Origin of the sequence: Microcoleus sp. w2-18bC1 (genome assembly GCF_036700365.1) — a bacterium.
Taxonomy (GTDB): Bacteria; Cyanobacteriota; Cyanobacteriia; order Cyanobacteriales; family Microcoleaceae; genus Microcoleus.
This window is the reverse complement of sequence record NZ_JAUBOS010000007.1, coordinates 1-19767: the sequence shown is the minus strand read 5'-3', so window position 1 is coordinate 19767 and position 19767 is coordinate 1. Positions and strand designations below refer to the sequence as shown.

At 45.6% G+C, this 19767-nt stretch carries 21 protein-coding genes and 2 pseudogenes; 13 read left to right on the top strand and 10 right to left on the bottom strand.

Annotated features, from left to right (window positions below; translation table 11 throughout):
• Positions 1–21: 21 nt before the first annotated feature.
• Positions 22–222, bottom strand: coding sequence for a hypothetical protein (locus QT979_RS06705; protein ID WP_333212358.1), 201 nt, complete (start codon positions 220–222; stop codon positions 22–24).
• Here QT979_RS06705 and QT979_RS06700 point away from each other — a divergent pair.
• Positions 221–400 (top strand): hypothetical protein, encoded by a 180-nt coding sequence (locus QT979_RS06700; protein WP_333212360.1) that lies wholly within the window; start codon positions 221–223, stop codon positions 398–400. The genes QT979_RS06705 and QT979_RS06700 overlap by 2 nt on opposite strands.
• Positions 401–402: 2 nt before the next feature.
• On the opposite strand, the gene QT979_RS06695 is transcribed toward QT979_RS06700, so the two are convergent.
• From QT979_RS06695 to QT979_RS06675, 5 genes are all read right to left on the bottom strand, one after another.
• Positions 403–1149, bottom strand: coding sequence for a uracil-DNA glycosylase family protein (locus QT979_RS06695; RefSeq protein ID WP_333212362.1), 747 nt, complete (start codon positions 1147–1149; stop codon positions 403–405).
• 186 nt (positions 1150–1335) lie between these two features.
• A complete protein-coding gene (locus QT979_RS06690) occupies positions 1336–1572 on the bottom strand; it encodes a DUF433 domain-containing protein (RefSeq protein ID WP_333308817.1) in 237 nt (78 codons plus the stop codon).
• 123 nt (positions 1573–1695) lie between these two features.
• Complete coding sequence (locus QT979_RS06685) at positions 1696–1935, bottom strand: DUF4926 domain-containing protein (RefSeq protein WP_333212366.1); 240 nt, start codon at positions 1933–1935, stop codon at positions 1696–1698.
• A gap of 10 nt (positions 1936–1945) precedes the next feature.
• Complete coding sequence (locus QT979_RS06680; RefSeq protein ID WP_333212368.1) at positions 1946–2281, bottom strand: DUF6883 domain-containing protein; 336 nt, start codon at positions 2279–2281, stop codon at positions 1946–1948.
• A 165-nt stretch (positions 2282–2446) separates the two neighbouring features.
• Positions 2447–2581, bottom strand: a complete 135-nt coding sequence (locus QT979_RS06675) for a DUF433 domain-containing protein (RefSeq protein WP_333212370.1) — start codon at positions 2579–2581, stop codon at positions 2447–2449.
• A 33-nt stretch (positions 2582–2614) separates the two neighbouring features.
• Between QT979_RS06675 and QT979_RS06670 the strand changes: the two genes are divergently transcribed.
• Positions 2615–2953, top strand: a complete 339-nt coding sequence (locus tag QT979_RS06670; RefSeq protein WP_333212371.1) for a DUF433 domain-containing protein — start codon at positions 2615–2617, stop codon at positions 2951–2953.
• Positions 2954–3091: 138 nt separating this feature from the next.
• On the opposite strand, the pseudogene QT979_RS28980 reads toward QT979_RS06670, so the two are convergent.
• Positions 3092–3259, bottom strand: a pseudogene (locus QT979_RS28980) (GNAT family N-acetyltransferase); the annotation flags it as partial.
• A gap of 60 nt (positions 3260–3319) precedes the next feature.
• Here QT979_RS28980 and QT979_RS06665 point away from each other — a divergent pair.
• The gene (locus QT979_RS06665) at positions 3320–4090 is read left to right on the top strand and encodes a CPBP family intramembrane glutamic endopeptidase (protein ID WP_333212373.1); all 771 of its coding nucleotides are present in this window, start codon (positions 3320–3322) and stop codon (positions 4088–4090) included.
• Between the two features lie 6 nt (positions 4091–4096).
• On the top strand, positions 4097–4645 hold the full coding sequence (locus QT979_RS06660; RefSeq protein ID WP_333308814.1) for a DUF1349 domain-containing protein: 549 nt from the start codon (positions 4097–4099) through the stop codon (positions 4643–4645).
• Positions 4646–4796: 151 nt separating this feature from the next.
• Here QT979_RS06660 and QT979_RS06655 read toward each other — a convergent pair whose 3' ends face one another.
• Together QT979_RS06655 and QT979_RS06650 are read right to left on the bottom strand one after the other, a co-directional pair.
• Positions 4797–5075 (bottom strand): Photosystem I reaction center subunit PsaK, encoded by a 279-nt coding sequence (locus QT979_RS06655; protein ID WP_333212376.1) that lies wholly within the window; start codon positions 5073–5075, stop codon positions 4797–4799.
• Between the two features lie 299 nt (positions 5076–5374).
• Entirely contained in the window at positions 5375–5587 is a 213-nt protein-coding gene (locus tag QT979_RS06650; RefSeq protein WP_333308812.1) for a chlorophyll a/b-binding protein, read from the bottom strand.
• A gap of 578 nt (positions 5588–6165) precedes the next feature.
• Here QT979_RS06650 and hflX point away from each other — a divergent pair.
• Positions 6166–7761, top strand: a complete 1596-nt coding sequence (gene hflX, locus QT979_RS06645) for a GTPase HflX (RefSeq protein WP_333212377.1) — start codon at positions 6166–6168, stop codon at positions 7759–7761.
• Positions 7762–8341: 580 nt separating this feature from the next.
• On the opposite strand, the gene QT979_RS06640 is transcribed toward hflX, so the two are convergent.
• Positions 8342–8536 (bottom strand): hypothetical protein, encoded by a 195-nt coding sequence (locus QT979_RS06640; protein WP_333227966.1) that lies wholly within the window; start codon positions 8534–8536, stop codon positions 8342–8344.
• 518 nt (positions 8537–9054) lie between these two features.
• Here QT979_RS06640 and grxC point away from each other — a divergent pair.
• The 8 genes and pseudogenes from grxC to QT979_RS06600 all read left to right on the top strand — a co-directional run.
• Entirely contained in the window at positions 9055–9318 is a 264-nt protein-coding gene (gene grxC, locus QT979_RS06635) for a glutaredoxin 3 (protein ID WP_333308809.1), read from the top strand.
• Positions 9319–9385: 67 nt separating this feature from the next.
• The gene (gene gshB, locus QT979_RS06630; protein WP_333308807.1) at positions 9386–10345 is read left to right on the top strand and encodes a glutathione synthase; all 960 of its coding nucleotides are present in this window, start codon (positions 9386–9388) and stop codon (positions 10343–10345) included.
• Between the two features lie 222 nt (positions 10346–10567).
• A complete protein-coding gene (locus QT979_RS06625) occupies positions 10568–11707 on the top strand; it encodes a Gfo/Idh/MocA family oxidoreductase (RefSeq protein ID WP_333212384.1) in 1140 nt (379 codons plus the stop codon).
• 108 nt (positions 11708–11815) lie between these two features.
• The gene (locus QT979_RS06620) at positions 11816–13654 is read left to right on the top strand and encodes a CHAT domain-containing protein (protein ID WP_333308805.1); all 1839 of its coding nucleotides are present in this window, start codon (positions 11816–11818) and stop codon (positions 13652–13654) included.
• 166 nt (positions 13655–13820) lie between these two features.
• Positions 13821–14417, top strand: coding sequence for a hypothetical protein (locus QT979_RS06615; RefSeq protein WP_333308803.1), 597 nt, complete (start codon positions 13821–13823; stop codon positions 14415–14417).
• A 902-nt stretch (positions 14418–15319) separates the two neighbouring features.
• Positions 15320–17821: a glycosyltransferase family 2 protein gene (locus QT979_RS06610; protein ID WP_333308801.1), complete on the top strand. Its 2502-nt coding sequence runs from the start codon at positions 15320–15322 to the stop codon at positions 17819–17821.
• 457 nt (positions 17822–18278) lie between these two features.
• Positions 18279–19269: pseudogene (locus QT979_RS06605) on the top strand (IS701 family transposase).
• Positions 19270–19380: 111 nt separating this feature from the next.
• On the top strand, positions 19381–19767 hold a 387-nt coding region (locus QT979_RS06600), incomplete at its 3' end, for a transposase (protein ID WP_333308800.1).

Genomic DNA, 19767 nt, shown 5'->3' with positions numbered 1-19767 from the left:
CTGGTTTGCAATCTACGAAACCTAATGCTTCTGTGTCGAGAAAACTGGCGATCGAAATGCTTCTGTGTCGAGAAAACTGGCGATCGAAATGGCGATCGTTGCTGCGATCGGATATTCAATTTTCGCAGCACGCGCAATTAGAGCAGCTTTAATTCGTTCTGGCAAACGTCCCAAAATAACTTCGGCATCAGGAGAAAGTTGTTCTTGAAGTTTAGCTTGCATGACATTCACCTTTGGGTTGGAATTTGATAGATACATTCAAGCCACTACCCAACTCAGATTTAGCGGTCTAACGTTGCCAATCACCCGCCGCAAATTACCTCAGACTGCCACCGACAGGATTTCGACGGTGGGGTGCATTGGCGTTGTTCGAGTGCGCGCATCTCTTGCCGTATTTTGATGCTACCGCAAAAAAGCGCGTAACTTTTCAAGTTCATCACCCTGTAAACACTTAGCAAAAGAACGGTGAGTCCGAGCATTTGGATGGGGGAGAAAAGCAAAAAATCTTTCACGATTCCCTATCTCAACGAACTCGGATATTGAATTTTCTGTAGAGATATTGAATTGGCTTTGAATCACTTGCTTTGCGCGTGCCCCCAGTACCACTATCACTTTTGCTCTTGCTAGTTCTAAAACTCTCAACAAGTAGGCTTCCACACATTGCTCCTGTGATTCTTCTACACCAGTTTCGGCACGAGACTTACAATGCACTATCTCGGTAAGCGCATAATCAATGCCTGGACTAACGTTCCGTTGAAGTAGCTCAATCGCACGTTGTCTAACCGCTGCCCAAAATCGAGTAGAGCGACTATATTTCCCGTCTTTTAGCAAGGATTTTGTACCATCAATGATCCAGTGCTTACGTCCTCCTCCAAAACGGTAATTGAAATAATCGTGTACTTCGCTACATGACCAATCCCAAGTTGGGTAATCTTCATCAGAGCCAATTGATGGATTTGAACTCAGGAAGAGAATGGGTGCTTGCTCTATCTGTCCACTCCAAGGTTCAGGCACTTGAAATTTTTCTAACCCAATTGCATTTTGAGAGTCAACAATTTTACGACATGGATTTTCAACAGAAAGATCTTCTTGACACTCTCGTGCATGGGGACAATGAACAATTTCACTTAGCAGAGTTTTTTCAGACATTCCCGAAATATATCAACTGATTACGAGTTTACGAAAATCTAGCAGTCGAACTTATAATTGTATCGCAGTTGCGGTACAATACCCAATAGAAGAGAAAAATACCGCAGATCGCTGATGTATTTCACCAAAGGTAGCCAGTAATCCACACATCAATTGCTGGCGAGCGATGAGAATTCAACCAAATAGTCATGTGGCTAAAACCGGACGATCGAGTTTGCGGAGTGCATAGAGAAGCGCAGCTTTGAGATCGTCAACTTCCAAGTCTGGCAATTCTTCGATAATTTGTTCAAAACTCAAACCAGCAGCTAGCAACTCTAGGATATCGATGACTCGAATCCGCATTCCCCGGATGCAGGGACGATCGCCACATTGTCTTGGGTTCACTGTGATTCTGTTAAACAGATAAGCAACGGATGCTGGCATTGGTTAAAATTGTTTGAAACCTTTGTCTATAGCTTACTTCATTTATCGCCCCAAACTCACACCGCGAAATAATTCCTCGATCGCAATTTCCAGCTCAATACTCTATAAAGTATTATTTGTAGGCTAGGCGTAGGCAGGAAGTGGCTCATAAACGAGTTGCATGAGTTTTTCTGAGGGAACGGTTTCCATTGCATAGGTATTGCCTTGAGCATCGGCAAAATCTACTAGATAAGCGCGATCGTCAAAGCTCATGAGAATAGTGCCAACTTGTCCGGCCCGGAGCAAAATCGGCCCAGAGGTTTCTTTATGGATGGCCTGAATTTCTGCGGTCAAGGCAACAACATCATATTCGTGTAACGTCATTATAGTATCCTCACTTATTGACAGGATAGGTATTAGTTAATCTGGGAAAGTCTTCATCGGTGCGAATCATCCAACATGACAGCACCCAAGAGCTTCCTATTTCGGTAGTCATGAAAAATTTGATATCATACTGGGTTCCATAATTGTCTGTTTTGTAAATTTCCGCCTCCTGATTGACCGCACATTCTAGTAGAGCGACTTCTAAAATAGCTTTGTTTTCTAGTGTGATTCCCAATCGATTTCTAAACAGGATGGCTTTGTCTTTTCCCTTGGGATGTTGCATATTTAGTGAGTATCGCTCAAGCTTGTCGCCAAGCAGTGCCTTATCTCCGTTGGGTAGTTTCATCTGTCGAAATGGTTAAGTCACTGGGTGGAAAATTTTCATTTGCCAGAAACCGCATTAACTTGCCTCAGCAAACAGTAAAGGCGTGTAAAATACGTCTACTTTGAGGCACTCCGCCGCGAAAGCAAATACAGCTTGTAGAGATTCAGCATTAAGCGTTGGGTAATTTTATAGAATTTGTTGCTGCGTCCAACCTTCTGAAAATAGCCCTAGAACGAACTCCACTGATATTCGTGTCCCCTTAATTACAGGCTTGCCAAGCAGCATTTTAGGATTTGAGTGAATGTGTGCTTTCCAGTTCATAACCAGTGCGCCTCTATAGGGTTTTCATCTACTATGAGTATAGTTAAAATTCTAAAATTTATCACCGCAGTAATATCTATTGACATTGGTACGCTCATTGCACGCCCTCCCGGACTGCATGGTGGATGTCCCCACATCCTCGGTAAAGGCGTTACCGTTCGCCGGATTGTAACCTGGTACAAGCGAGGATTGAATGCTGAAGAGATTTGCGATCGCATTTCTCATCTCACCCTCGCCCAAGTCTACGCCGCACTCACCTACTATCATGCCAACACCCAAGAAATTGAAACTTATTTGCTCAATCAAGCAGCCGAAGCCAAGCGTCTTGAAGCTTTGCACAGCAACTTTGGTAAATATGAAATGCTAAGATAATAAATCATACGTCGCCCACAGAAAAATCTACTAGATAAGCACTATCCTCAAACTGGGAAAGAAAAACTGATTTTTACCGGATAAATTTAGGGGGTGTAGGAGGAATAGCGGCAATGAAGTAAAGTTTTATAACAAGACTCAACACTTGTGATCCTTGACTAAACTGTAAAGTTCGAGCTCTTCAAACTGCCCTCGGTGAAAAACACGCTGTTTTTGGCTACCTTCCTGCGTCATTCCCAGCTTTTGTAGCACCTTAGCCGAGGCTATATTCCGTCTGAGACAAGTTGCATAAATGCGATCGAGCTTTAATGTTTCAAATACTCAAGACTGATTTAGTGTAATTGATGCGTTTTTTTCTCAAAAATTATGTCTGCTAACACTGCAAAAAATCATTACTTCCGATTGGCATTGTTCTGGGCGTTTCTGGGTAGTTTGGGAAGCTTGGCGGTGTTCCCTTATGCGCTGTCTCTCAATCCGGCAGTAAGTCAATTGCCTGCACCGCTACCTGTTTTGGCGATCGCCTCCGCCCTGCAAACCGGAATTTTTCTAATTCTCCTTTGTTGGATTGGGCTTCACCTCGGTAACTCGATCGGACTTGATACGCCCATAGCTCGTGCTTTGGTATATCGACAGCCTTTCGCGCCAATATCTAAATCTGCCCTTAACACGGCGCTAATTGTAGGCTGCATCGGTGGAATCGTCCTGATTGGATTGAGTTTAGCTTTCCAACCTTGGATGCCGCCAATGGCAACTCCAACAACGCTAGAAATTGCTCTCTGGAAACGCATATTAGCTTCCTTCTACGGAGGCATCACCGAAGAACTCTTGCTGCGACTGTTCGGTATGACATTGATGGCGTGGCTACTTTGGAAGATTTTTGAGCGAGACAAACCGCAACCCTCTACATGGATTTTTTGGCTGGCAATTGTGGCGGCGGCGATTCTGTTTGGTGTGGGTCATTTGCCTGCGGCTGCCAATGTCTGGGCATTAACCCCGATCGTCATTCTCCGCACCATTACACTGAATGCCCTGTTAGGGATTCCCTTTGGTTTTCTTTACTGGCGTTGGGGATTAGAATACGCTATGTTATCTCATTTTTTGGCGGATTTGGTACTGCACGGAATTGGAGGAAGTTAGCAGGAGATGGAAACAATGCAATGGTATAACGAACCTTTACAATGGCATGAGGATAACGATGTTATCCACATTACCGCAGGCGCAAAGACTGACTTTTGGCGGCAAACTCATTACGGATTCATTCGCGATAACGGCAACTTTTACTACCGTCAAGTCTCAGGCGACTTTACAGCCGAAGTCAAAATTACTGGTTGCTATCGATCGCTCTACGATCAAGCAGGATTGATGATTAGAGAGAGCGAAAATATCTGGCTTAAGTGCGGTATTGAGTTTGTTGAGGGAGTGCAAAACGTGAGTGCGGTTGTGACACGAGACTATTCGGATTGGTCTGTTATGCCACTTGAAGTGCCGCCTGTTTCCCTGTGGCTGCGGGTAAAGCGCCGAGCTGAAACGGTGGAAGTGCAATACTCGTTGAATGGGTCAGACTATTCAATGATGCGACTGGCATATCTAACTGAGTCACCAATCGTTCAAGTTGGGTTAATGTGTGCGGCTCCCCAAGGTGAGGGCTTTGCAGCCGAATTTGAAGGGTTTAAGCATAGTAAGCTGATCTAATGTGGATGGTAAAACAACCGATTTCTGTGCCACTCCCTATATAAAATTAAAATTAGGGGTGAGTGCTTTTCACTTACCCCTGCCATTTTTTCTCCGCCTTTTAACAAACCAATTGCAGCAAAAAATCACCCCAAAAGCGAGGCAATTTCTCCTAAGAATACTTGTCGATGTTGAGGGTCAAAATCAGGAATGTTCCCAGCAAATGACCGGCGCTCATGCAAGCCAGAAATGCTGGTACGCTAACATTGTTGAACAAAGACGGGAAGGGCAAAGGCATTTTCGGCCCGACGTGGGGATACCAAATTCGGCGGCTGAGAACTAGCAATGCTAAGATATTGCAAACAAACATCACCAGAGGCTTTTGCCAATTTCCTGATGCTGTGTCAGTCACTGTTGAGGCTACTACTGCCAGTAAATTTGAGTTAATCATTGTTGATGCTCCTATTTTTCATAAACTATTCAGAAATGCTCGATGATATTTCTTGCCAAAAATACAGCAGGGGCGATCGCCTTTACGCAATAAATATCTGTTGCTATTAATATTCACCGCGCCAGTGACAGCGCCCCCACCCATAATCATCGAATCACAGCAAGAAATCTTTTAATGCCATTCAAAAGTAACGAAAGATACAAAGGGACACAACCATACTCGCTGCTATTTGTAACTTTTAGCCTGTCTGACAGTGGCGGCATTTAGTCAGCTTGCCAGACAGGAAAGACTGCTCGTCATTAGTGAGCAATGTAGGTAGGCAGAAAGTGAAGTATGTCACGTAGAATGCTATATCCAGCGGCATCCCAAAGCAAATAAGCTAAGAAACCGATCATCGCTAAGCGACCGTTCCAAAGTTCTGCTTGCGGGTTGAAGCCAAACAAGAAGGCATTCCGATCTTTGCCGTTGTAAGCATTAGCCGTAGGAGGCAGGTTAGTAGGACGAGTTTCCATGTTTTTACATTCCTTAACAATGTTCGCTTCTCATGGTAGCGACCTAATTTCTGCTTTGCTATCTGTCTCTAGGCTCAAGATACACACAAGTCTAAAGGAGGATTTTGAAACAAAAAATAAAGTGTTAACTTTTGTTGCGCGAGTTTTTTCAGCGATCGCCTGTATCTGTAAATACTAAATACAACTGCAAGTTGAGAGGGCCGCTGTGAAAGGCTCCATCGCCCCGTAGCGACAAACGACGGCGCTGGTGACTCGACAATACTGAATCCGCGCTCTGATAGAGGCAAGAAAATTTAGTAAATTGGAACTTAAAACCAGAACACGATCGCCCTTGAGTTAACTAAAATAGGAGATAAACAGATCGATCGGGAGAAACAGTTATCGAAACCATCTACGGCCATCTTCAAGGTTTAAAGTCCAGCCAGCTCAAGCAACTCGAAAAGCTTTACCACCAGCGACTACCGGGCGATCGCATCACCACTGCAGAATTCGCCCAGCGCGTCGCCGCCATCAGCACGGAAATAGACAAACCAATCTGCACCTACATCAACCGCCGCGGACAAGTAATTCGCGTCGGCGTGGGTACACCGCGGCAAACGCAGATTGCGCCCTTAGAACTGCCCCGCTACGGGGGAGGTCGCCTCAGCGGCATTCGCTGCATCGCCACCCACCTGAAGCCAGAAACCCCAAGCGAAGCAGCCCTCACAGCAATGGCAATTCAGCGCCTCGACGCCCTGGTTTGGCTGACACTGACCGGCGGAGGATTTCAGCGCCGCGGGGGCGGTGCGACTGGTTACATCCAAGAAACTTATCTCGCTCACCTGATACCCCAGGGAAACCAGCCAAATTTTGAGTTCTCTGTTTTGAGCGCTCAGTTAGAACCAGATGCAACTGATGAAATAGAAGAGCCTTCAATTCCCAAGTCACTAATTCAAACTCCACACTTTCCCTGGAAAATATCAGAACCGCTGAATTTGGACGAGCTCGCCGACCAAGACTTTCTGGATTTGGTGGAAGGACTCGAAGCAGACTTTCAAGCAGAGTTTGTCGCTAAGCAGGTCGATGCAGACCAAGACAAAGTGCTGTTGGTAGGTGTAATGACTCAGCACATGACTCAGTTGGAGTTTGAGGACGGCCTGGCAGAAATCACGCGGCTGGTTGAAAGCGCCGGGGGTCAGGTTCTGCAAACCGTGCGCCAAAAACGATCGCGCCCCAATCCGCAGACAGTCGTCGGCGAAGGCAAAGTTCAGGAAATCTCCCTCACAGCTCAGACGGTTAGCGCTAACCTCGTTGTATTCGATCGCGACCTGTCGCCGGCACAAATACGGAACTTGGAAACTCAGATAGGTATCCGCGTCGTCGATCGAACAGAGGTAATTCTCGACATTTTTGCCCAAAGAGCTCGATCGAGCGAGGGTAAATTGCAAGTCGAACTCGCTCAGCTAGAGTACGCCCTGCCCCGGCTCAGAGGTCGCGGTCAGGCAATGTCGAGACAGGGTGGCGGCATCGGTACCAGAGGCCCAGGGGAAACCAAGCTAGAAACCGAACGGCGGACGATCGCCAAACGCATTTCTCGGTTGCAGCAAGAAGTAAATCAACTGCTGGCGCACCGCTTCCGGCTGCGGCAGAACCGCCATCATCACGATGTACCCTCAGTGGCGATCGTGGGCTACACCAACGCGGGTAAATCGACTCTGCTCAACCTGCTCACAAATTCCGAAGTCTATGCCGCAGACCAGTTATTTGCCACCCTCGACCCTACAACTCGGCGGTTGACCATTCCCGGCACTGTCACCAGGGAACCCCTGTCGATCGTCCTCACAGATACAGTGGGCTTTATTCGCGAACTGCCCCCCGCCTTGATAGACGCTTTCCGGGCTACCCTGGAAGAAGTCACTGACGCCGATGCTTTGCTGCACCTCGTCGATCTCTCCCATCCCGCGTGGCAGAGCCAAATTCGATCGGTCATGAATATTTTGACAGATATGCCCGTAACTCCCGGCCCAGCCCTTGTAGTCTTTAACAAAATCGATGCCGTAGATGGAGAGACTCTCGCCCTCGCCCGAGAAGAATTTCCTCAAGCAGTATTTATTTCGGCCGCCAAAGGTCTTGGGATGGAAACTCTCCGCGACAGACTTGTTCAGCTCATTCAATACGTCCTCTACCCTCGGTAAATACTTAAATATTCCTTTTGAATAGTTGACATCGGGGAATATACGTACATATACTGAGGACAGATCTAGTCGAACTATGAGATTATAAAAGAGTAGTCAGATTGTGCATTGCAAAGTACAATACAGCATCTCTATTTTGCGCTCGGTTAAATAAATAATTGCCCGAGACCGCGGTCAAGGTAAAAAGACTCTTTGTTAATGGCTGTAAAGGCTGTTGCTTCAGAGGTTGCAAAAAGATGTTGCTTCACTCTGGTCCAACCACGGTACGGAATGTCAAGGTGAAAGAGAATAATATTATTAAAGTGTTTGGGCACTCATCTCAAGCGCTATACTATCTTTTACAGGCGTCCGCGAGAGAATACATCCATTTATTGTAAGAACTCTAAAATCCTTGCCCGTCGTACAGCGCTAATCTCTAGGACTATTTCTATTTTTCGATTTTACCACTGTTTAACTAAATAGTTATGTGTACGCCACTGGCAAAACTAGCAATTGGACTCTCTGCCACAATGGCAACAGCGTTTTACTATCTAGCTGCCGCCCCTCCGGCAGCAGCAGTAGATGTCTGCGGTCCGGGAAATTATTCTACTGCCTGTGCCTCCAGCCAGACATCAACAGCAACGACATCCGACCCGCAATTAGCGACCGAGGGGAGTTTGTCCCAAATATACATCACACCTTCGAGAAGCTCAACTTCTATTCCTGAACCGGGTACTGCGATCGCAGTCCTACTAACAGGTGCAGGAATGATCTGTTCGTGCAGAAAGCGAAACAAGCAGGTTGGTCCGCAGCGCTAGGCAGGCTGATGACCAACCTGTTTGCCTTTACAATGTCTCCGTTTTTTTAAGCATGGGTATTTGTTTACTTAAATTTATATAAAAAATAAAAAATTGTATAAAAAATAACTTGACACCTCGCTTCGGTTGTGCGCTGCAAATAGAGCCGGATGTTGAAGGAAGAAAGCGATAGCGACTTCAGTCAGGGTAAAAAAAAAGAAGAAGGCAAATGCACTTCCCGGCAAGGGTTTCAGCAGTGAATAACCTCCGGTGTAAAAGATAAGGTTGCTAGATGTTGCTATATATAATAAAAATTAAAATATAAAAATTAAAATAAGATTGGTTAAGATCAATCCTTCGGACAGTTTTTTATAGGCAACCGTAGAATAAGGGTTTCAAGGCTCCAAGGCAAGTTGGCTACCAACGAAAAATCCAGGGTTTCAGCCTAGGAACTAAAAACAGTCCGCACTATGGTTAAGATTACAATTAAAAAATATTGTTATTGTTTGAGCGTCCCATGACCCCTAAAGTAGAAATTTACACTTGGAGAACCTGCCCGTTTTGCATTCGTGCTAAAGCACTGCTGAAACGAAAAGGGATTGATTTTACAGAGTACGCGATCGACGGAGATGAAGCAGCACGGGCTCAAATGAGCGATCGAGCCAACGGAGGCCGCACCCTGCCCCAGATATTCATTAACGACCAACACATAGGCGGCTGCGACGACATCCACAAACTCGATGCTCTAGGCCAGCTAGACCCCCTGCTAGCAGCAAAATGAGCCATTCCCTGTCGAATTTTCCGTTAGCCCAAATTTTTCTGCGACCAATCCTTAATTTTAATTGACAATGAAATTTGCATTCATCATCGATCCCCTCGCGCGACTAATTCCAGGACACGATACCAGCGTAGCGCTGATGGAAGCCGCTCAAGAGTTGGGTCACGAAGTCTGGGCGACTCAAGCCAAAGAACTAAGCGTCATCGGCGGCAAAACTTGGGCAATGCTCAGTCGGGTAGCCCTCACCCCAGTAAAAGTGGTAGATGGACGCTGGGAGGCGGCTGAGGCTTGGTACCAGGTAGAACAGCCTACTTTGCAGCCTCTGGAAGCAATGGACGCAGTATTTATGCGGACAGATCCCCCAGTCAACATTCCTTACCTCTACGCTACTTACCTTCTAGACGGCATCGATCCGGCTAAAACTTTGGTAGTTAACAGTCCCAAAGGATTGCGGGCGGCGAATGAAAAGATGTATGCTTTGCAATTTGAGGGAGCGATTCCTGAGACAATTGTTTCTCAAAACAAGCAGGTAATTCGGCAATTTGTTGAGAAAAAAGGAGCAGCAGTTCTTAAACCCTTGGGTGGCAAAGCTGGCGAGGGGATTTTGTTTTTGGAAGCGGGCGATCGCAATCTCAACTCCCTGGTCGAAATTAGCACTCAACAAGGGCAAATTCCAGTGATGGTTCAGACTTATCTGCCGGAAGCAAAAGAGGGAGATAAACGGATTATCTTGTTAAACGGCAAGCCCATCGGTGCTATCAACCGTATTCCCACGGGCAATGAATTTCGCGGCAATATGGCCGTCGGCGGCAGAGTCGCAAAAACCGAAATTACCGATCGCGAACTGGAAATTTGCACTCAGTTAGAACCCGTGCTGCAACGGGACGGACTGTACTTTGTCGGCATTGATATCATTGGCGGTTATCTGACAGAAGTTAATGTCACCAGCCCTACAGGGATCAGAGAAATTGACTTGTTTGACGGGGTTAGTTTGGGCAAACAAGTAATTGAATGGGTAGTGAGTCAGTAGTCAGTAGTCAGTAGTCATTAGTCATTAGTCATTAGTCATTAGTTATGAGTTATGAGTTATGAGTTATGAGTTATTGGTCATTAGTTATTGGTCGCAGCTAAAAAATAACAAATAACAACTAACAACTACCAACTACCAACTACCAAAAGCCAACTATCAACAGCCAACAGCCAACAGTCAACAGTCAACAGTCAACAGTTAACAATTAACAATTATTAAATTATGTCAAAAATTGGCGTTGCAGTAGTCGGTACCGGTTTCGGTCAAAAAGTACATCTTCCCGGATTCCAGGCCCATCACCGGACAGAGGTTGTGGCTGTTTACCACCGGAATTTAGACAAAGCAAAGGCGATCGCCTCTACCCACAATATCCCCTACGCTTGCGACTCGATCGCCGATATAGTAGCTATCCCAGAAGTGGCGGGCGTCAGCATTTCCACGCCGCCATTTTTGCATTATGAAATGGCAAAAACCGTCTTGGAAGCAGGCAAGCATTTATTATTAGAAAAACCCACAGCCCTGACAGCAAATGAAGCCAGGGAACTTTACCGATTGGCAAACAACGAATCTCCAACCGATTTTAAAAATGGTGGTTCCAGAGCAATTGCCACAATGGACTTTGAGTTTCGCTTCATCCCCGCATGGCAAATGCTAGCAGAATTATTGGCAGCAGAATATGTGGGAGAAAAGCGTTTAATTAAGATTGATTGGCTGGTTTCGAGCCGCGCTGATGCGAGTCGCCCTTGGAATTGGTACGCGCAAAAAGATCGAGGGGGCGGAGTTTTGGGCGCGACTGGTTCTCACGTTTTTGATTATATTAGCTGGCTGTTCGGCCCGCCCCAAAGGCTCTCTGGGCAATTGATTACAGGAATTTCGCGGCGGCCCGATCCGAATGATTCGGGAAAATTAAAATTAGTTGATGCAGATGATTCGTGCACGTTGATGTTGGAATTAGCCGGGGGAACGCCTTGTCAAGTTTGTTTGAGTTCTGTTACTTATCAAGGGCGGGGACACTGGGTGGAAATATACGGGAGTAAGGGTACGTTGGTGTTAGGAAGCGACAACCAGCAAGATTACGTCCACGGCTTTCGCTTGTGGGGTTCCCAAGGTGGAGAACCTTTAGCTGAAATCAAAATTCCTCAAAGATTGGAGTTTCCTCAAGTATATCCAGACGGGAGGATTGCAGCGTTTATTCGAGTAGTAGATAGGTGGGTAGAGGCAATAGATGCGGGCGAATCGTTGATACCGTCGCTGAGGGAAGGGGTTTACTCGCAGTTGTTGATGGATTTGACCCAGGAGTCGAATGCTACGGGAACTTGGGTAGATTTACCTAATATAGATAATTTTTTGGGCACTAAGTAAAAGTAAAAACTGCCAAAGCAATCTCACGCACTCGATCGCACCCCAAACCCGATAAACTACAAATAGAGAAACTCAATTCAACCCTATATCCAGAGTCGGTAGTTGTGAATGGCGCGCCCTGAAAGTCCTTGCCTCAGTATAGCGATCGCTCGCCTGAGAACCGCTGGGGCAAACCATTTTGCCACTTGGGTTCTACAAGCTCCTTATCCCAGCGGGTACGTTCACCACGACTGTATGTGGCCCGATACCCTCTCCCAATCTTGGAAAGCTTGGCAGGAAATGTTTTCGCCCTCCGGGACAATTCACGAATTGCCCCTAAATCCTGATGGCAGTTTCGTCTCGCCAGAAAACAACCAGAATATACTGGCAGAAACTGAACAACGAAGCCCTCAGTCGCTAGACCTCGCTCCAGCGACGCCCTCTGTGCCGCTCCACCTCGGTCAACGGGGGTGGGGCAACAAGGGGGATCTGCATCCGCCTCGGCCACCGGCAAGCTACAGCAGTCGCCTGATGCAGCATTTGGGGATTAATCTTTGGCAGTGGCTGTTTGAAGGGCCGATTCAGGGTAGTCTCCAGGAAAGTAAAGGTATCGCGATCGGGCAAAATCTACCCCTCCGAGTGCGCGTAGACTTGCGCGAACCGTATTTAATTGCTTTACCTTGGGAAATTATGCAGCCTCAAGCCGGTCAACCGGCAATTTCTCTGTCGCAGCAACTGCTGTTCAGCCGAACTACCAGCAATGTTGAACCTTTGCCACCCCTGCAGCCTGCGGAGTCGCTCAACATTTTGCTAGTTTTGGGACAAGCAGAAACCGGCGGCGGTGCTAATTCTCAATTTTCCAAGAGTAATAACGGTCATTTGCAGTTGGGAGAAGAAGCACTCGCCTTAGCTGGCGTTCTGGAAAGTGCTTTTCAAACCGACGACAGTGACAAATATTTTGACATCAGCGTTCCGACTCGCGTCGATACTCTGATCGAACCTACCCCGGCGGAACTCATTTCTCGGCTGGAAACGCAAGCTTACAACATTCTGTTTTACGCCGGCCACGGGATACCGGGCCCCGACGGCGGTTTGCTGTTTTTGGGGCCGGAAACGGCGATTAATGGGACTGAACTGGCTCAGGTTTTAGTTCGGTGCCGCGTGACTCTGGCGGTGTTTAATGCCTGCTGGGGAGCTCAGCCGGCGGTGGAGAGGCTGCACTCAACTAACGGTCAGCAACAGGCAATCGCCCGCAGCAGTTTGGCTGAGGTACTGATTCATCACGGGGTGCCTGCAGTGTTGGGGATGCGGGACTCGATCGCCGATCGCGAGGCCCGGAGTTTTATCCAAACTTTTGCCCAAGCTTTGGCCGGGCGGATGTCGATCGATCGGGCAGTCGCCGTCGCCAGACAGCAGTTACTAACGCTCTACAAGTTCAATCAACCGGCTTGGACGCTGCCTGTGCTGTATATGCACCCTGAGTTTGACGGTCAGCTAACTGAGCCGGTAGATGACCTCAAAACTGAGTTGCCTTTAAATTCTTCTACTTGGTTGGGACGGTTGCCGTCTTGTGCTTATTTGCGGGGGCGCGATCGACCAAATGCCAAATCCACCGAATCGATTAATCAGGTTTGGCCGATTCGCGCAGGTATGGTTCGAGTCGGACGCTGGGAAGAAAATGACGTAGTGATTCGAGAACAGTGGGTTTCTCAAAAACACGCCGAGATTTTCTGCCGGAACACTATCGGAGATAGCCGGGAAGAACCTAGCTACTTCCTGCGCGATTTTTCTCGCTACGGGACTCTAGTTTTGGGATCTGAGGGATGGCAGAGAGTTCACCACCAAGAATTTCTGCTACGCAGCGGGACTCAGCTAAAATTTGGCAGTTCTCAAGGTCAGATTTTTGAGTTCACTATTGAGGTTCCTAAAACTTCGGGGTACAGTGAGACTGATTGCGGAACGAATTAAGGTGCGGGTGTAGCTAATGAAGGCAAGCGGCTACTGGCACAGCAAAGTTCTGGGCGTTGAGTGTCCAGTCTGAATTTAAAAGAGTTACTCACCACTGATAGCTCGCAACTAGCTCTTGGCACAGTCCCCCTTCTGTCTTTTCCTTTTCCCACCTAGGTATTACATCATGGCTACCCAATCTACTGATTCTGAATATTTTCGCGACTCACAAACTCAAGCCCAGATGGAACTTCTCGCCACAATTGTTCAGACTGATGTTGCTTATCCCTGGAATCCTGCACAGCTTGAATCGGAATCTTATTTAGCTGCCCTAGAGCAGGAATTTGCGCTATCTGATTCCTTCAGCGACAGCGATATTGCCCTGAAGTCGCAAGTTTTATTCTTGCAATTAGAACAAGTTTGGCTGACCACTGCTCTGCACAAGTCTTTGCGCGAGAAATTTGCTCGCGTTCCTCAAGATTTTCTGGCCAGCATCGCTCAAAGCGTGCAAAACGCCACTGTTAAGTATCAATCTTTAGCTGACCAAATGGTAGAGTGCGTCTTAGATATTTTGCCTCAGTGGGCTGAGGAAGATTTGCAGGTGTTGGCACGTCCTTTGGCTTATGCCATGCGAGATGTTGATTCGGAAGGGGGGGAATTAGTCATGGCTACTACAAGACCTTGGGCCCAATTGTCGGAAATAGAACAAGCCAGAGTTAGTTTGGCTGTCGCCCGCTATGCAATCTCGCAATTAGAAATGGCTGATGAGTTTTTGGATGGCTAAATTTTTGTGCTGCGAACGCGGTAATTTTTTTAAATTAATATAAAATCAATCTACCTTTAGTTAGATGTCAAATTCATCTAATTGCTAAATTTTCTGGATTGCTATAGTTTGATATAGCAATCCTATTTGATTTGTAGACAAGATATAGCCTTGCTCAGTAAGGATCGCGAATTAAATAACTTACAATTTTAATTGTTATTGTGGGATGGGCGTCCCGCCCGTCCAAAAAGGACGGGCGGGACGCCCATCCCACTTTCAAGAGTGGAAGTTATTTAATTCTCATTCCTAACATGAGATCCACGCTTGATAAGCGGGCATAGGCCTCCGTGGGCATAGGCCTCCGTGGGCATAGGGCATACCTCACCAAGATTGAGAACTGCTGTAATTTTTTTTGAACTATAGCAAGCGCGCCCGACGTTTATGACCCAGATGTGGCAGTATTTTCAATCAGCTTTTTATGGGCGGCGTCGCAGAAACGGCCCACAAGAATTATTTTTTATTATGGAATAGGCCCGAAACCCTGTTGCCGACATTGCTGAAATCCTTGCCGAAGATTGCTTCTGATATCTTTTCCGGTTGAGTGGGAATGATAAAGTCAAGGTCAATAATTCCACATTCCCCCACTCCCCACTCCTCATCATTCCAGTGTTACCGGAATTCATATAACTTCTCTCCTGGGTAACTCAAACCTTCTTCCTTCTTCCTTCTGCTATATTTTGCGAGGTTTGGACTCGCTAAGCAGTTTGGCAACAGCAAGCAAGATGAATTATCATACAATGGTCAAAATGTTAAAAAATGTAAATATACTAATGGGGGTGTGTCGGAATTTTCAACAGAATTAAAAAGTGGACAGCAGGACACCCTTACTGTTGCATGCACGATCGGGACTTTAAAATTATTTTATGACAACTTCAAGATTTGATTTTCAAGACTTGAAACGCCGCTTTGGGCGGATTTCGCGGGTGCAGACGGCAACGCTAGTCGTGTTGGGGGCGGTTGCTTTCGCAGGTGCGATCTCCGCAGCCTGGTTTGGAAGTGAAGGTACAGTCAGCGGTATTTTTGCCACAATCAACACTTGGCAGCAAAACCCGCCTGTGTGGCTGCAAGTGCCTGCTACGAGCAAGATGTATTTGTTAGTGCCGACGATCGCACTTGTCTCCGTTGCTTTAGCTGCAATTAAAATTTCGCCTCAACCGCAGAAATGGTCACGCGCTGTGGTAGTTGCAATTGTTCTGGCTTTAACCATTCGCTACGTTTTATGGCGATCGCTCGCTACTCTAAATTTAAACGATCCCCTCAACGGTATCTTTAGTTTGGGGCTATTTTTCCTAGAAATGTTACTGGTTTTCAACACCAGTATTCAACTGTATTTAATGCTGAGAATCAAAGACAGGCGTCGAGAAGCCGATCGCATGGCAGTTGCAGTTGAAGCTGGAAACTTCACCCCGCCAGTAGATATTTTTATCCCAACCTACAATGAACCGGCTTTTATTTTACGGCGCAGTGTAATCGGCTGTCAAGCATTAGATTATCCCAACAAAAAAGTATATTTGCTTGACGATACTAAGCGGTCTGAAATCAAGTTGCTGGCCAAAGAACTGGGATGCGAGTATATAACCAGACCCGATAATATTCACGCCAAAGCTGGAAACATTAATCATGCCACAGCCATTACAAATGGAGAACTAATTGTAGTTTTCGATGCGGATTTTATTCCCACTAAAAACTTTTTAACTCGCACAGTTGGATTTTTTCAAAATCCCGAAATCGCCCTCGTTCAAACACCGCAAAGCTTTTACAATCACGACCCCATCTCTCGTAATTTAGGTTTAGAAAATGTGCTGGCGCCGGAAGAAGAAATCTTTTATCGGCAAATTGAAATCATCAAAGACAGCGCCGACAGCGTGGTTTGTTGCGGTACATCTTTTGTTGTGAGGCGGAGTGCTTTAGAAGCAGCGGGAGGCTTGGTCACAGATTCAATCTGCGAAGATTATTTTACCGGAATTCGGCTGTCAGCAACCGGATATCGGTTAGTTTATTTAGATGAAAAATTGAGTGCTGGTTTGGCGGCTGAAAATATAGAAGCTCATCTAAATCAAAGACTACGCTGGGCGCGAGGCACGCTTCAGGCATTTTTTATTGATTCCAATCCTTTAACAATTCGCGGTCTCACATTCGTACAAAGGCTATCTCATTTGGAAGGATTACTGCATTGGTTTACCAGTTTAACCAAGGTTTTATATCTGTTAATACCTTTAGCTTATTCATTTTTCGGCATCATTCCTTTGCGGGCAAGTGCGCGGGAATTGCTGTACTTTTTCCTGCCTTACTATTTGGTGCAACTTACTGTGTTTTCTTGGCTGAACCGCAGATCTGGATCGGCTTTGCTTTCCGATGTTTATTCGTTCGTCCAGTGTATTCCTTTAGCGGTGACGGTGGTGAGTTCCATGCTGAATCCCTTTGGGAAAGGGTTTCAGGTGACACCAAAAGGAATGGCGAGCGATCGCTTTCGTTTTAACTGGAATTTAGGATGGCCTTTGATTGTATTGTTCGCAGCTACAGCAGTCAGTTTGTGGCACAATTTAAACATTAATTTAGTTAAAAATGTTGGCACCGTACAGTCAATATCCGAAAGTGTACATTTTTCAAAAGGAATGAGTTTGGGATGGATTTGGAGCGGGTACAACCTGCTGATGATCGGGATTGCATTGCTGATTTTGGTGGATATTCCTAAGCCGGACATTTACGAATGGTTCAATTTACGCAGGGTTGTACAATTGAATATTGGCTGTCAAAGTTTTTGGGGTATAACCACTGTAATTTCGGAAAGTGGCGCGGAAGTTGCTTTGACGCAGTGGCCAAGTTTTGCGGTGAAAAATAAAGGCAGTAAAGAAAGTTTTACAGCAGCAGAGATTTCGCAAAAATATGCCTTTGAGACAAGTTTATCCCAGGGTAAAATGAAACCACTCTCTCGCAGTGTGGCAGTCAAACCAAGAAGATCGGTAGCGCCGTCTGTTGTTGAGTTGGGCACAGAGCGTGGTTTAGCCAAAGGTTTAATTGATTGCGATTCTGCGACTCTGGAAATCATGGAAGAGAACTGTTTTATTCCTGTGGCTAAGATGGAGTTGGTGAGCGATAAATCTCAGTTGGAGTCAAGTTTTTGGGATGGAAAAGAGTGCAGTTCTGTGGAATTTCCCACTGTGCGAATTGCGTTCGATCGCCTGAACATTAGCCAGCACCGCTGTTTGATCGAAATGCTGTACTGTCGGCCGGGCCAGTGGCAGCGCCAGGAAACTCCCGGAGAATGCCGAGCGCTGTGGCTATTGTTGAGAATTGCTTTGAAACCGAGGGCTGTTTTTGAGAGGAATAGGTCAGTTAGACCGATCGCAGTTTCGCAACTTTAGCCATATCTCGCTGTTAAATCCTGATTAAAACATCACAGTATGAATATTGGGGTAACATAAAGTTAGTTATTTTTCTCTAAGTTACCCAATCCGTCAAACTCCACTCATCTTTGTTTTATAAAGCGGTTTTGGTGGCAAATTTGCTCCTAGCATCTGTCACCGGTGTGAGTGTCGGTGTTCAAGCCGAAACCAAAAACCATCCTGAGAATTATCGCTCTAAATGCAGTTTTTACGGACAGAATCACCGACAAGCACAAACAATAGGCCGTTCAGTCAAGCAGAATCCCAACAAAATTACAATTGTCTGGGATGATGGGTTCACAACTAATCTAAAGTTTTCAAAAGATGGTGTTTGGGAATCAATGCCATCTCGAGCGAAAGCAGGAATATAGGAGTTACGCATTGACAGAATAACAAAATAGTGAATTGATAAATATATGTCGTCTACTTTCTAGGTATCGGACAATCAGAGAAATCACGCTTACCCTCCACAGCGCAATGCAATCTAGACCTATACACCTTATTTTTACTGTCAGAGCCAAAGTTTGGAGGTTGTAGCAGGTTATCAGAAATATTGGGAGACGTTTCACGTTCAGGGTGTGAATCGCTTTTTATTGAGAGAGCGATATGAGCCGAAAGATTTATTCAAGATAATAGAGAAAATTATTAATTTGATAGGAGGAATACTAAGTGTAGACGATACTGTTATAGAAAAGATTTACAGCGATCCGAAAAATGCCGAGTTAATCAGTTATTTTTGGTCATAAAAAGCGAATAAAACAATTATTGGCTTGAATTTAATTACTCTATATTACAGCGATATTAATGGTAACTCAGTGCCAATAAATTATAGAATATATAACAAAAAGGAGGGGAAAACAAAAAACGATTATTTGAGAGAGATGGTAAGTGAAATAATAAGCTGGGGAGTCAAGCCAAGAATAGTGACAGGAGACAGTTGGTATTCAGGAGTAGAAAACTTAAAATTTCTAAAAAACAAGAAATTGGGTTTTCTATTGGGAATTGAAAAAAACAGAACTGTCTCAAATGAGCCGCATAAGTATTGCCAAGTAAGGAATCTGGTAATTCCAGAGTCAGGATTGAGAACTCATCTGAAAGAATTTGGATTTGTCAAGTTGTTTAGGAAAGACTTTAAAAAAGAAGACTCTAGACATTATATCTTCTATCTTCCCGATGAGGAAAAAATTAAAGATATAACTAGAAATGAATTTCTGATAATTCATGATACTCATTGGGGAATTGAAACCTTTCATTGAGCCATAAAACAAGTCTGTGGAATTTGTCGGTTCATGGTTAGAGATACTCAGGCAATCAAGACTCACATCTTTTGTTCACTTCAAGCTTTTGTTAGGCTGGAGTTTATGCGCGTTGAAAAAATAATTAGCAATTGGTATGAAGTACAACGGAATCTATTTAGGGCTTGCTGAATATATCGATCGCATATTACGTGGGCTGGGTTAAGAGAGCGTGCGATCGAGAGTCATCGCCGTGAAAAACAGGTAAAATAGGTCAAAAGCCGTGCATCACCACCTGCGAACGTGTACAGAAAAGCTGAGCTTGCTCCCCTCCAACCCTTAGACTTTGAACTAGCCAACGGGTCTAAATTGTCAGCCCTCAACCGTTGGGTAAAAATGGCCCAAATAGTCCCGTGGTCTGAATTTGAATCAGAATATGCGGCCAACTTCCCCGCAGCGCATGGTGCACCTGCCAAATCCTTTCGGATGGCATTGGGGGCATTAATTATCAAAGAAAAACTGGGAATCAGTGATCGCGAAACAGTAGAACAGATCCGGGAAAACCCCTATCTCCAATACTTCATCGGTCAATCAAGCTACAGCAATGAACTACCATTTGACCCATCTTTATTAGTACACTTTCGCCAAAGAATTAGTCCCAACCTAATTAATAAAGTGAACGAACGCATG